Annotated in this window: 10 protein-coding genes and 1 pseudogene; 5 read left to right on the top strand and 6 right to left on the bottom strand. The window is 74.5% G+C overall.

From position 1 onward, the window contains the following. Positions 1-25: 25 nt before the first annotated feature. Together ELX43_RS13790 and ELX43_RS13795 are read right to left on the bottom strand one after the other, a co-directional pair. Entirely contained in the window at positions 26-412 is a 387-nt protein-coding gene (locus tag ELX43_RS13790; protein WP_127783921.1) for a hypothetical protein, read from the bottom strand. Continuing rightward, a complete protein-coding gene (locus tag ELX43_RS13795; RefSeq protein WP_127783922.1) occupies positions 409-2,238 on the bottom strand; it encodes a hypothetical protein in 1,830 nt (609 codons plus the stop codon). Before ELX43_RS13795 ends, ELX43_RS13790 begins: the two co-directional genes overlap by 4 nt. A gap of 266 nt (positions 2,239-2,504) precedes the next feature. Here ELX43_RS13795 and ELX43_RS18240 point away from each other — a divergent pair, with 266 nt between their 5' ends. After that, positions 2,505-3,395: a M23 family metallopeptidase gene (locus tag ELX43_RS18240; protein WP_277601700.1), complete on the top strand. Its 891-nt coding sequence runs from the start codon at positions 2,505-2,507 to the stop codon at positions 3,393-3,395. Between the two features lie 22 nt (positions 3,396-3,417). Here ELX43_RS18240 and pcrA read toward each other — a convergent pair whose 3' ends face one another. Next, positions 3,418-5,805: a DNA helicase PcrA gene (pcrA, locus tag ELX43_RS13805; RefSeq protein ID WP_127783923.1), complete on the bottom strand. Its 2,388-nt coding sequence runs from the start codon at positions 5,803-5,805 to the stop codon at positions 3,418-3,420. A 299-nt stretch (positions 5,806-6,104) separates the two neighbouring features. Between pcrA and ELX43_RS13810 the strand changes: the two genes are divergently transcribed. Both ELX43_RS13810 and ELX43_RS18075 read left to right on the top strand, forming a co-directional pair. Next, the gene (locus ELX43_RS13810) at positions 6,105-6,398 is read left to right on the top strand and encodes a chorismate mutase (protein ID WP_127783924.1); all 294 of its coding nucleotides are present in this window, start codon (positions 6,105-6,107) and stop codon (positions 6,396-6,398) included. 76 nt (positions 6,399-6,474) lie between these two features. Then, positions 6,475-7,326 (top strand): annotated as a pseudogene (locus ELX43_RS18075) (serine/threonine-protein kinase); the annotation flags it as partial. Positions 7,327-8,107: 781 nt separating this feature from the next. Here the strand turns inward: ELX43_RS18075 and ELX43_RS13820 are convergent. Both ELX43_RS13820 and ELX43_RS13825 read right to left on the bottom strand, forming a co-directional pair. Then, positions 8,108-8,770, bottom strand: coding sequence for a response regulator transcription factor (locus ELX43_RS13820; protein WP_127783926.1), 663 nt, complete (start codon positions 8,768-8,770; stop codon positions 8,108-8,110). After that, complete coding sequence (locus tag ELX43_RS13825; RefSeq protein ID WP_241248975.1) at positions 8,763-9,935, bottom strand: ATP-binding protein; 1,173 nt, start codon at positions 9,933-9,935, stop codon at positions 8,763-8,765. Before ELX43_RS13825 ends, ELX43_RS13820 begins: the two co-directional genes overlap by 8 nt. Positions 9,936-10,056: 121 nt before the next feature. Between ELX43_RS13825 and ELX43_RS13830 the strand changes: the two genes are divergently transcribed. Next, entirely contained in the window at positions 10,057-11,214 is a 1,158-nt protein-coding gene (locus tag ELX43_RS13830) for a PspC domain-containing protein (RefSeq protein WP_127783928.1), read from the top strand. Next, on the top strand, positions 11,207-11,569 hold the full coding sequence (locus tag ELX43_RS13835; RefSeq protein WP_346773855.1) for a hypothetical protein: 363 nt from the start codon (positions 11,207-11,209) through the stop codon (positions 11,567-11,569). The genes ELX43_RS13830 and ELX43_RS13835 overlap by 8 nt, the downstream gene beginning before the upstream one ends. 23 nt (positions 11,570-11,592) lie before the next feature. Here the strand turns inward: ELX43_RS13835 and guaA are convergent, their stop codons facing one another. Continuing rightward, on the bottom strand, positions 11,593-13,194 hold the full coding sequence (gene guaA, locus ELX43_RS13840) for a glutamine-hydrolyzing GMP synthase (RefSeq protein WP_277601701.1): 1,602 nt from the start codon (positions 13,192-13,194) through the stop codon (positions 11,593-11,595). Positions 13,195-13,205 lie beyond the last annotated feature (11 nt).

A 13,205-nucleotide genomic window follows, 5' to 3' on the forward strand; every position in this document is an offset into this window, starting at 1 on the left:
GTCATCCGGCTCGGCGCCGCTCCACTCAGGAGGCCGGGCCGACGTGCTCGAACACCCAGCGCGGCACGGCATCGGCGTCGGCCGACGCGGGCAGGACACCGTCCAGGTCGGACTCCGCCGCTGCCTCCGGGGTGAGCGCGAGCACGCCGATGTCCGCCGCTCCCTGCTCGGCGAGCCGAGCCACGAGCTCCGCGCGGTCGGCGACGGTGGCCTGCAGCAGCCCCACCGCGTCGACGTCCTCCTGCAGCGCGCTGCCCAGCACGTGCTCGACGGCGTGGCCCCAGCCGGCGAGGACGACCTCGAACCCGGCGTTGCGGAGCGCCCGAGCCACCGCCGCCGCCGAGACGCGGCCCCCGCCCTCGCCCTCCGTCTCGGGCTCGGGACCGAGCCCGGCCAGCAGCACCCGGATCACGACTCCTCCGCGACCGGGCGCTGCGTGCCCTGCCGGTGGAGCGCCACCGCGAGGACGGCGGTGACCACCATCGCCAGCCCGGTGAGCACCACGCCGAGGCCGACCGTCGGGTCGGGCAGCCGGCCGGCGGTGAGCGGCCAGCTGAGCAGGTGCACCACCAGCACCAGCTCCACCCCGGCGAGCAGAGCCAGCGCTCGCGGCAGCCGGGCGCTCGTGGCCACCCCCAGGGCGCTGAGCACCGTCAGCGCCACCACCGCCAGCGTCCAGGTGTCCCACCCCCAGCTGGTGGAGAAGATCGCTGCCGCCTCCGCCTCTCCGCCGGAGTAGAGCGGAAGTCCGAGGCCGAGCAGCGCCGCAGCTGCGGCCACGCCCGCGCAGGTCCGTACCCCGGGAAGCGGGTCGCGCTGGCGGGAGAGGTCCACCTCGTCGCGCTCCACCGCCCCCGCCAGGCCCGCGGCGGCACCGGCCACCCCGGCGAGCAGCACGCTGAGCACGGTCAGCCAGGCGCCGGCGCCCAGGCCCACACCCGGCACGCTCACGGCCACGCGCACGGCCTCCAGCACTCCGCCGGCCCCCAGCAGCGGCGCCGCCCACAGCACCGCGACCACCGGCCGCACCTCCGCACCGAGCTCGCTGGGCAGCATGGCCACGCCGGCCGCGGCCAGCAGCACGCCGGCCAGCAGCAGCACCCGCACCGCGTGCACGTCCGGCTGCGGCACGCCGGCGGGGACCGCCAGCACCGGCAGCAGCGCCGCCACCACGGCGACCGCGCCGGCAGCCACCGCGCTGCCGCCGGCCAGCCGGTGCAGCCGCGACAGCGCAGGGAGCTGCACCTCGGTGGCGGCCCGCTCCGTGGCCGAGCGTGGGGTGCCGAACCGGCTGCGGCGCACCAGCAGCAGCGCGCAGCCAGCCAGCAGCAGAGCCCCTGCGGTGCCCACCAGCGAGCCGGCGCCGGCGCCGAGCCGATCGAGCAGCGTGCCGGCCACCAGCCGTGGTGCGAGGACGGCCAGCGCCCCCAGGGCGACCCCGGCGACCGCGCCGGCCCCGGCGGCGGCACTGGTGGAGACGAGCGCGAGCGCCACGGTGACCAGCACCGCCAGCGCGAGCAGGGCAGAGCCCAGCAGCACCGGGCCGGGTGACTCCACGACGCTGCCGACCAGGATCACCGGGTCCGTCGAGCGCAGCGGCGGGGCGAACACCGCGGCGGCCGTGACCGCCGCCGCCACCATCACCAGGGCGGTGGTGCCCCGCCCGGCCTTGCCGGCCAGCGAGGTGCCGCGGGCCTCCTGCTCACCGCCACCCAGCAGCCCGATGTCGAAGACGTCCGGGTCGTCCAGCAGGGCGGTGCGGCGCAGCGTCCACAGGGCCAGCCCGCCGCCGAGCACCGCCAGCACGTGGCCGACTAGCACGGCCACCACGCCCGCCCCCGCCTCGAGGGCTGCGGCGCCGGTGGGCCGGAAGAGCTCGAGGCGGTTGGCGTCGATCGCCCCGGTGAACAGCTGCAGGTCGAGCACGGCGGCAGCCAGGCTCGCGCCGGCCCAGCCGAGCAGCACTCCCACCGCTCCCACCACGCGCCCGCCACGCAGCAGCCACAGCGCTAGCAGGGGCGTCCCCACGGCCAGCAGCGCGGTGACCGCGGCCGCCAGGCCCTGCGGACCGGCCGGGGCAGCCACCGAGGTGACCACCTCCAGCAGCGGGGCACAGGCGACGGCCACCCCGCCGATCAGGGCGGTGGTGGCGGCGACCGCGGTGCCCCCGACGCCCACCGCCAGGTCGGGTCCGCGCACGGCGGCAGGGTGGTTGGTCTCCAGGTTGGGCGCTGACACGGGAGGGACGCTAACCGCTCGCCCAGCGCCGCCCCACCTCCCACACCGCCGGGCTCCCCCCACGCTGTGGGATCACTCACCCCCGGCCGCTGCGCCGGGAGAGGTGCTTGCGCCCAATGTGACTGCTAGTTAGCGTGACGACACACGACATCACGAGATGGTCACGGACAGGCAACGAGCAGGTTCCGAGGCACCAGGTTCCGACGCTCCGAGTCTGACTGGCCCCCGGCTGTGCCTGGACGTCATCGCGGACGATAGGGCAGGTCTTGGCGCGTCATCGCAGTACTGGTCACCGCAGCACTGGTGGTCGCAGCTCCACCCCAGCACTCGGCTCGGCCCAGGGTTCGCCCCCGGTCGACGCCGCGCCGCACGACATCCTGCAGGCCATCGCCGCCTACCCGCGCACCGGCGTGGCCCGTCACCGGGCCGCCACCTCGCCCCTGCTGCGGGGCCGGGTGGCCACCGCCTTCCTCACCGTCGGGGCCGCGGTCGCCGTGGGCCACCTGACCCAGGCTCCCGTCGCCGCCAGCACCACCGCTGCCTCCGGGCCGGTCTCGCTGGCCGCCGGACCGGCCACCCCGCTCGCCGGCACCACCGGAGGTGCCGCCACCGTGCGCAGCGCCAGCCTGGACAGCACGCGCCTGGACGCGGCGGCCTCCCCCAACGTGCTGCCGGTGGCCAAGGCCGCTGACGTCGTCGCCCTGGACCAGCTGGTCAAGAGCGAGCGGATGAGCGCAGCCCGGGCCGCACGCGAGGCGGAGGCTCGTCGCCCGCTGTACGTGCTGCCCGCGGTCGGCACCTTCACCTCCGGCTACGGCCACCGCTGGGGCACCGAGCACGCCGGCATCGACATCGCCAACGCCATCGGCACGCCCATCGTCTCGGTGGCCGACGGCGTGGTGATCGACGCCGGCGCGGCCAACGGGTTCGGGCTGTGGGTGCGGGTGCAGAACACCGACGGCACGGTCGCCGTCTACGGCCACGTGGACGAGATCCGCACGGCGGTGGGCCAGCAGGTCCGCGCCGGCGACCTCATCGCCACCATGGGCAACCGGGGCCAGTCCACCGGGCCGCACCTGCACTTCGAGATCCACCTGGGTCCGCTGAAGCTCGACCCGCTGCCGTGGCTGGCGCTGCACGGCCTGTCCGTGCGGTAGGGCCTCGCTCGCGGGGCCCGGACTAGAGCTTCACCATGGGCACGCCGCCGATGAGCATCAGCCGGACGGTGCCCGAGGTGCCGAAGTCGATGGTGGCGGTGGCGCGCGGGCCCACCCCGTCGGCGGCGATCACCGTGCCCAGGCCGTACTTGTCGTGGCTGACCCGGTCGCCGACGGCCAGCACCAGACCCTGCTTGCTGCCGCCCCCGCCACTGCCCCAGCCGCTGAACCCGGTGCTGCGCATGCCGCGCGCCGAGAGCCCGGCCTGGGCGGAGTCGCTGCCCGTGCGGTCGCCGCCCAGGGAGCGGCCCGAGGAGGTGCGCTGCGGCTCCAGGCGTCGCCAGTCGATGAGGTGCTCCGGGATCTCCTGCAGGAAGCGGGAGGCGGGGTTGGTCATCGGCTGGCCCCACGCGGAGCGGACCATCGCCCGCGAGAGGTACAGGCGCTGGCGGGCCCGGGTGATGCCGACGTAGGCCAGCCGCCGCTCCTCGGACAGCTCCTGCGGGTCGCCGAGCGCCCGCATGTGCGGGAACTGCCCGTCCTCCCAGCCGGTGACGAACACGACGGGGAACTCCAGGCCCTTGGCGGTGTGCAGCGTCATCAGGGTGACCACGCCCTCGCCGGACTCCGGCAGCTGGTCGGCGTCAGCCACCAGCGACACCCGCTCCAGGAAGGCGGCCAGCGAGCCAGGCTGCGGCAGTCCCTCCTCGGCGGCCGCCAGGTCGACGGTGTCCACCCCGCCGGCCTCCTCGGCGAACTCCCTGGCCACGCTGACCAGCTCGGTGAGGTTGTCCAGCCGGGACTCGTCCTGCGGGTCGCTGCTGGCCTCCAGCTCGGCCCGGTAGCCGGTGCGGTCCAGGACCGCCTCGGTGAGTGCGGCGATGTCCACGCCGGGGGTGTTGCCGTCGCCGTTGAGCAGGGTGCGCAGCCCGTCCAGCAGCTCCACGAAGGAGCCGATGGCCCGCTGGGACCGGGTGTTCAGCAGCGCGACGTCGCCGCGGGCACCGTCGCGCAGGGCCTGGGCGAAGCTGACCCGGTTGCGCTCGGCGTGCGCGGCCACGCAGGCCTCGGCCCGGTCGCCGATGCCGCGGCGCGGGGTGTTGAGGATGCGCCGCATGCTGGCCTCGTCGTCGGGGTTGGCCAGCACTCGCAGGTAGGCCACGATGTCGCGGACCTCCTTGCGCTCGTAGAAGCGCACCCCGCCCACCACCTTGTAGGGCAGGCCGAGGCGGATGAAGACCTCCTCCAGCGACCGGGAGGAGTTGTTGGTCCGGTAGAACACCGCGATGTCGCCGAAGACCGCGTCGCCGTTGTCCACCAGGCGGTCGATCTCGCTGGCCACGAACGCGGCCTCGTCGTGCTCGTTGTCGGCGACGTAGCCCACGATGAGCTCGCCGTCGCCGGCGTCGGTCCACAGCCGCTTGTCCCGGCGCTCGGTGTTGCGCGCGATCACCGCGTTGGCGGCGCTGAGGATGGTCTGGGTGGAGCGGTAGTTCTGCTCCAGCAGGATGGTGCGCGCGTCGGGGTAGTCCCGCTCGAACTCCACGATGTTGCGGATGGTGGCGCCGCGGAAGGCGTAGATGGACTGGTCGGCGTCACCGACCACCACCAGCTCGGCCGGCGGCACCGCGTGCGCCTCGCCGGGGGAGCTGGCCCTGGTCAGCTCGCGCACCAGCATGTACTGGGCGTGGTTGGTGTCCTGGTACTCGTCCACCAGCACGTGCCGGAACCGCCGGTGGTAGTGCTCGGCCACGTCCGGGAACGCCTGCAGCAGCGCCACCGTCTCGCCGATCAGGTCGTCGAAGTCCAGCGCGTTGGCCGCACGCAGCCGGCGCTGGTAGTCGCGGTACACCTCGGCCACCCGCCGCTGCATGTCGTCGGCGGCGTCGGAGGCGGCGGTGTCGGGGTCGACCAGCTCGTTCTTGAGGTTGGAGATCTGGGTGGCCAGGCTGCGGGCCGGGTAGCGCTTGGGGTCGAGGTCCAGGTCCCGCGCCACCAGGGTGATCAGCCGCCGGGTGTCGTCGGAGTCGTAGATGGAGAACGACGAGGTGAGGCCGGGCAGGTGCTGGGCCTCGCGGCGCAGGATGCGCACGCAGGTGGAGTGGAAGGTGGACACCCACATCGCCCGCGCCCGGGTCCCCACCAGCGCCGCGACCCGCTCGCGCATCTCGGCGGCCGCCTTGTTGGTGAAGGTGATGGCCAGCACCTGGCCGGGGTGCACGCCGCGCTCGGCCAGCAGGTGGGCGATGCGCCGGGTGAGCACCGCCGTCTTGCCCGACCCCGCGCCGGCCACGATGAGCAGCGGGGAGCCGGAGTGCAGCACCGCCTCGCGCTGGGGGGCGTTGAGCCCGGCCAGCAGCTCGTCGGTGGAGGCGGGGGCGTCAGTGGGCAGTGCGGGCACGGTGTTCATCGCCTGACCACGTTACCGGCGGACCACGACAGTCCTGAGCCCTCGCCCCGCTGGTGGGCCTGCCACGGGATGCGCCGGTGAGCGGGAACACCGGCTTCCACCCCGTGCGCCCGCGTGGCAGACTGACCTGGTGCACAGCGCCTGGCGATTTTTCTACGGGTACCGGACTCCGGTGCCCGTGGCCTGAGCACGACCACCACGAGCCCCGCGGTCCGCATCCGGATCCGGGGCTCGTTCCGTGAGCGGCCCGCGGCACCGGGTGCACCGCGGCGGTTGGAACCCACATGAGGAGCACGAACATGACCAACCCGAGCAGCGCCCCGCACGGCAGCACCCAGACCACCATGGCGCAGGCGGACATCGACGAGCTCCGCAAGGAGATCGACCAGCTGGACCGGCAGATCCTGGACGCCGTGAAGCGCCGCACCGAGGTGTCCCGCCAGATCGGCGCCGCGCGGCTGGCCTCCGGCGGCACCAAGCTGGTGCACGTCCGGGAGATGGCGGTGCTGGAGCGGTTCGGCGAGCTGGGCCCCGAGGGCCGCAAGCTGGGCATGCTGCTGCTGAACCTCGGCCGCGGCCGCCTCGGTCACTGATCCGCGCCGTGGGTCGGCGGCGCCGTGAGCGCCGCCCGTCCCTCGCCGTCGGGCCGGTCGACTAGCCTCAGCAACCATGTCTGGCAACGGTGGCGACAACCGGCGCGCGGCGCCGGGGTACCTCGTCGCCGGCCGCTACCGGTTGCTGCGCCGGATCGGCAGCGGGGGCATGGGCTCGGTGTGGCTGGCCAACGACCAGCTGCTCGCCCGCGAGGTCGCCCTCAAGCAGATCACCCCCACCCCGGGCAGCAGCCAGGCCCAGGCCGAGGAGCAGAAGCAGCGCTTCCTGCGCGAGGGCCGCATCGCCGCTCGGCTCACCCACCCGCACGCCATTGCCATGTACGACGTGGCGGTGGAGGCCGGTGAGCCCTGGCTGGTGATGGAGTACCTACCCTCCCGCAGCCTCGCCACCGTGCTCGCCAACGGCGCCACCCTGCCCGCCGACGAGGTGGCCCAGATCGGCGCCCAGCTGGCCGACGCCCTGGCTGCCGCGCACGGCGCCGGGATCGTGCACCGCGACGTCAAGCCCGGCAACGTGCTCATCGCCGACGCTGGACCGGCGGAGGGCACGGTGAAGATCACCGACTTCGGCATCTCCCGGGCCCACGGCGACGTGGCGCTCACCCAGACCGGGATCATCAACGGCACCCCGGCCTACCTGGCGCCGGAGGTCGCGCGCGGACACGACCCCACCGAGGCCAGCGACGTGTTCGCCCTGGCGGCGACGCTGTTCACCGCCGTCGAGGGCACCCCGCCGTTCGGGCTGGACCCCAACCCGATGGCCCTGCTGCACCGGGTGGCCGCCGGCGAGATCGACCAGCCGCACCACGCCGGGGCGATGACGTCCACCCTGCTGTGGATGCTCGAGCCCGACCCCGCCCGCCGGCCGACCATGCCCCAGGCCAGGGACGAGCTGGCCCGGGTGGCGGCCGGCCGCGGCGGCGACACCCGCTCGGTGCTGTCGGCCCGCACCTCGGTCGCGGCTGCACCCAGCAGTCCCCCGCCGCCCACCGCGCGCTACGCCCCGGTGACCGACCCGCAGGACGGACGCACCTCCGCGCAGCCCGGTCCCCGCCGCGGGCGGCGCGTGCTGGGGGTGGCCGTGGCCGCCGTGCTCGTCGCTGCCGGGGTGGCCCTCGCCGTGTCGCTGGGCTCCGACGACACCAGCACCGGCGCGTCCCCCACCGCAGCACCCGCGGCCGCAGCCACCTCAGCCCCGGCCACCCCAGTCCCGGCCACCTCCACCACGGCGACCAAGGCGGCCACGACGACGGCCGAGTCCAGCACGCCGACCACCACCACCCCCGAGCCCACGACCACCACCCCGGCACCGACAACCACCCCACCGCCGGCCACCACCGCGGCGGCAGCGGCCTCAGGTGATGCGGCGCAGGCCCTGGTGCGCGACTACTACGGGATGCTGCCCGCCGACACCCAGGCAGCGTGGAGCCGCCTCGGTCCCGGGCTGCAGGCCCAGGGCTTCGGGTCCTTCAACTCCTTCTGGAAGGGCTTTCGGGACATCTCGCTGACCTCCGCGAGCTCCCCGGACAACGGCGCCACTGTGCTGGTGGACGTGGTGTTCACCCGCCCCAACGGCAGCACGGTGGCCGAGACGCACCGGCTGCAGATGTCCACCGGGCCCGACGGCGCCCCGGTGATCGACAGCGACACCCTGGTCAGCTCCCGCTCCGGGCGCTGACCCCGACCAGCTAGACGATCTTGCGGCGGTGGGCCCACCGCGTCAGCGCGTTGCGGTTGGACTGCTGGGTCTTGCGCAGCACGTTGGAGGAGTGCGTCTCCACCGTCTTCACCGAGATCACCAGCTCCTCGGCGATCTCCCGGTAGGTGTAGCCCCGCGCCAACAGCCGCAGCACCTCCCGCTCCCGTGGGGTGAGCGCGTCCAGCTCCGGGTCGCTGGCCGTGGCGGGCTCGGGCGCGGCACCCGTGAAGGCGTCCAGCACGAACCCGGCCAGCCGCGGGCTGAACACCGCGTCGCCGGAGGCCACCCGGCGCACGGCCGCGGCGAGCTCCACCCCGGAAATGACCTTGGTGACGTAGCCGCGGGCACCGCCGCGGATCACCGCGATGACGTCCTCGGCGGAGTCGGACACGCTCAGCGCCAGGCACACCGGCCCGGGGTCCAGCGCGGCCAGCACGGCCTGCCCACCGCCGTCGGGCAGGTGCACGTCCAGCAGCACCACGTCCGGGCGCAACCGGTTGATGCCGGCGACCGACTCCGCCACGGTGCCGGCCTCGCCGACCACCTCCAGGTCGTGCTCCACGCCCAGCTCGGCGCGCACGCCGGCCCGGAACACCGCGTGGTCGTCCACCAGGAACACCCGGAGCCGGCTGGCCGGCGGCGCCTCAGTCATCGCTGGTCCCCAGCGGCAGGCCCAGGCGCACCTCGGTGCCGCGACCGGGGGCGCTGATCACCTCGGCGGTGCCGCCGTGGCGGACCATCCGGTCGTGCACCGACCGCTGCAGGCCGTGCCGGTCGGCGGCCACCGCCTCCGGGTCGAAGCCCTTGCCCCGGTCCCTGACGAACACGCTCACCCGTTGCTCCTCCACCTCTGCGAACACGTCGACCTCCTGGACCCCGGCGTGCTTGGCCGCGTTCACCATCGCCTCCCGGGCCGCGGCGCACAGCGCGCGCAGCTCCGCGGTGAGGTCGGCGTCGCCCACGATCACCGGTCGGATGGTGACGCCGTGGTCGTCCTCCACCTCGGCCGCGACGGCGCGCAGGCAGGCCGCCAGGGTGGGCGCGGCCGGGTCGTCGGAGCTCTCCTCGCTGAACAGCCAGCTGCGCAGGTCCCGCTCCTGGGCGCGTGCCAGCCGGCTCACCTCCGTGGGGCTGTGCGCCTGCTTCTGGATGAGGGCCAGCGTCTGCAGCACCGAGTCGTGCAGGTGCGAGGCGATGTCGGCGCGCTCCTCGCTGCGGATGCGCACGCGGCGCTCCTCGGCGAGGTCGCGGGCCAGCCGCAGCCAGAACGGCACGCTGAGCAGGGCCACCCCGAGCAGCGTCGCCAGCACCGCCAGCACGCCGGCACGCAGCGCCCCCAGGTCGAGCTGGCCCAGGACCACCACCGCGAACCCGACCACCACCAGGGTCACGCCCGCGACCACCCGCGCCAGGGTCAGCATCTTGGGGCGGGTGCGCAACCCCCGGCCCGCGTCCGCCTCCTGCCACACCAGGGCCGCGCCGACGGAGATCACCAGCAGTGGCGCCAGTGCCCCGGCACTGCCGCTGAGCAGCATGGACATCACGCCGGCCAGGGCGAGGCCGATGACGGCGAGCCCCAGCGCCCGCCGCCGCTCCCCCGGCGGGGCGGGGGCCACGTCGTCGCCAGGGCGGGTGAAGATCCAGAGCAGGCCGTAGCCGACGACGCCGGCCCCACCCAGCGCGGCCAGCAGCACGAACACCACGCGCACCCGGAAGACGTCTACGCCCAGGTGCTCAGCCACCCCACCCGCCACACCACCGATCACCCGCGCACCGGTGCGGCGGCGCAGCGCCGGGGTGGAGGTGGCGGTGGGCACGTCACCATCCTCACACGGGCACCCCGGGTGGGGACCCGGGCTCAGCCCCGACATCTGGCGCGGTGAAGTTCAGGGTGATCACTGATGTGCAGCGGGGCCACCAGCGCGCACGCTTGCCGACATGACCACACCAGGCACCCAGGCACCCCAGCTGAGCTCGCTGCTGCAGGAGATGTGGCGGACCCGTCCGCACCGGCTGCGCGCCGAGGGCAAGATCGGCGGGGTCTGCGCCGGCATCGGGTACCGCTACGGCGTCGACCCGGTCCTGGTGCGGGTGGCGTTCGTGGTGTCTGCCCTCTTCGGCAGCGCCGGCATCCCGTTGTACCTGGCGCTGTGGCTGCTGCTGCCCGCGGCCGGCGACGAGGTGTCCGCGGCCGAGGCGATGGCCGGCAAGGGGCGCAGCTCGATGTCGCGCCACCACGCCATCGTCCTGGTCGTCGCCTGCGTCTTCACCTGGTCGGGGGTGGTGGGCGCGCCGTTCTGGCAGGACGTGGGGGGCAGCGGCGTGCTGGGCCTGGCCCTGATGCTCGGCGCGCTGTACCTGATGCACCGCCGCCAGCCCGTCCCGCCGCCACCGCCCGCGCCCAAGGTCGACCTGACCAAGCCGGGCGCGGCCGCGGGCAGCGGGCAACAGGCGCCGCCCAGCTGGGACCCGTTGGGGGCCGCGCCGTTCGCCTGGGACCTGCCCGAGCCCGCACCCCCGGCACCGCCCAGGCGGCGCTCCCGGCACACCCCGGTGACGCTGGGACTCGCCCTGATCCTGGTGGGCGCCGCCATCGCGGTGCGCCTGGCCGCGGACACCGAGTGGCTCACTCCGGCGCGCATCGGGGCCATCGGCTTGGCGGTGATCGGCGCCGGCCTGGTGGTCGGGGCGTTCCGCCGCCGCGGCTGGGGGCTGCTGCCGCTGACCGGGCCGCTGATCGCGTTCGTGGTGATCGCCTCGGCGGTGGACCACGTGGGCCCGCTGCACAGCGTCGGCAACCAGAACCTGGTGGTGCAGACGCCCGAGCAGCTGCAGGACAGCTACCAGTTCGGGGTGGGCAACGCCCTGCTCGACCTCACCAGCCTGACCTTGACCGGCAACAGCGAGGTGACCGTCCGCGGCGGCATCGGCAACGTGACGGTGCTGCTGCCCCGCGACGTGCCGGTGACGCTGACGTGCGAGTCCGGGATCGGCGACACCCGCTGCGACACCCCGTCCAACAAGGGCCTGCAGGGCCCGACCCTGGACGTCTCCATCCGCTCCGGCATCGGCAACGTGGAGGTGCACCGTGGCTGAGCACGAGGACTACCCAGGCGACCAGCTCCCCCGCGAGGCCGAGCAGCCGCTGCCGACCGTCGAGCCCCGCACCACTGACCCGATCCCTGACCACCCAGGAGCGCACACCGTGGACCAGCCAGACCCGAGAGCCACCGAGGTGGGCACCGAGGCACGCCGGCCGTCGGTGGTGCTGCTCCTGGCGGGTGTCGTGGCGCTGCTGGTGAGCGTGGCCGCGCTGACCGGGCTCATTCCCTGGGTGCTCGAGAACCGCCCCGACGCCGGTGTGGGCCGGTGGGTCGCCGTCGCCGTCGTGGTCGGCGTCGGTGTGCTGCTGGTGGCCGCGCCGATGCGCAAGAAGCACCACCAGCACTGAGCCCAGGGCTCAGCGGCCGGGTGTCACTCCCACTCGATGGTGCCCGGCGGCTTGCTGGTCACGTCCAGGACCACCCGGTTGACCTCGGCCACCTCGTTGGTGATGCGGGTGGAGATGCGCTCCAGCACGTCGTAGGGCAGGCGCGTCCAGTCCGCGGTCATGGCGTCCTCGCTGCTCACCGGACGCAGCACGATGGGGTGGCCGTAGGTGCGGCCGTCGCCCTGCACGCCGACGCTGCGCACGTCGGCCAGCAGCACCACGGGGCACTGCCAGATCTCCTTGTCCAGCCCGGCCGCGGTGAGCTCCTCGCGGGCGATCAGGTCGGCCGCGCGCAGCGTCTCCAGGCGGTCCAGGGTCACCTCGCCGACGATGCGGATGGCCAGGCCCGGCCCGGGGAAGGGCTGGCGGGAGACGATCTCCTCGGGCAGGCCCAGCTCGCGGCCCACCGCCCGCACCTCGTCCTTGAACAGCAGGCGCAGCGGCTCCACCAGCTGGAACTCGAGGTCGTCGGGCAGCCCGCCCACGTTGTGGTGGCTCTTGATGGTGGCCGCGCCGGTACCGCCGCCGGACTCCACCACGTCGGGGTACAGCGTGCCCTGCACCAGGAAGTCCACGCTCTCGCCGTGCTCAGCTGCGTCGCCGAGCACCTCGGCGGTGGCACCCTCGAAGCTGCGGATGAACTCCCGGCCGATGGCCTTGCGCTTGGTCTCCGGGTCGGACGTGCCGGCCAGGGCGGCCATGAAGGTGTCCACCGCGTCCACGGTCACCAGCTTGGCGCCGGTGGCAGCGACGAAGTCGTTCTCCACCTGCTCACGCTCACCGGCGCGCAGCAGGCCGTGGTCGACGAACACGCAGGTGAGCTGGTCGCCGATGGCGCGCTGCACCAGCGCGGCGGCCACCGCCGAGTCCACCCCGCCGGAGAGCCCGCAGATGGCGCGCTTGTCGCCCACCTGGGCGCGCACCTGGGCCACCAGGGCGTCGGCGATGTTGGCCGGGGTCCAGGACGCCTCGATGCCGGCCACGTCCACCAGGAAGCGCCGCAGCACCTCCTGGCCGAACGGTGAGTGCAGCACCTCGGGGTGGTACTGCACGCCCGCCAGGCGCCGGGCCCGGTCCTCGAACGCGGCCACCGGGGCGCCAGAGCTGGTGGCGGTGACGGTGAAGCCGGGCGGGGCGGCGGTGACGGCGTCGCCGTGGCTCATCCACACCGGCTGGGTGGTGGGCAGACCAGCGTGCAGCAGGCCGGGCTCGGGCGCCACGGCCAGGTCGGTGCGGCCGTACTCCCGGGTGCCGGTGTGGGCGACGGTGCCGCCCAGCGCGCCGGCCATGGCCTGGAAGCCGTAGCAGATGCCGAACACCGGGATGTCGGCGTCGAACAGCTCCGCGTCCAGCTGCGGCGCGCCCTCGACGTAGACGCTGGAGGGCCCGCCGGAGAGCACCACGGCCGCGGGCTTGCGGGCGATGATGTCCGCCACGGAGGTGGTGTGCGGGATCACCTCGGAGAAGACCTGCGCCTCGCGGACCCGGCGCGCGATCAGCTGCGCGTACTGGGCGCCGAAGTCGACCACCAGCACCGGGTGGGCGTCGTCCAGCAGCTGTTCGGGGTTCTCGGAGTTCTCGGGCACGGGCCCCAGCC

Origin of the sequence: Rhodococcus sp. X156, assembly GCF_004006015.1 — a bacterium.
Classification (GTDB): Bacteria; Actinomycetota; Actinomycetes; order Mycobacteriales; family Mycobacteriaceae; genus X156.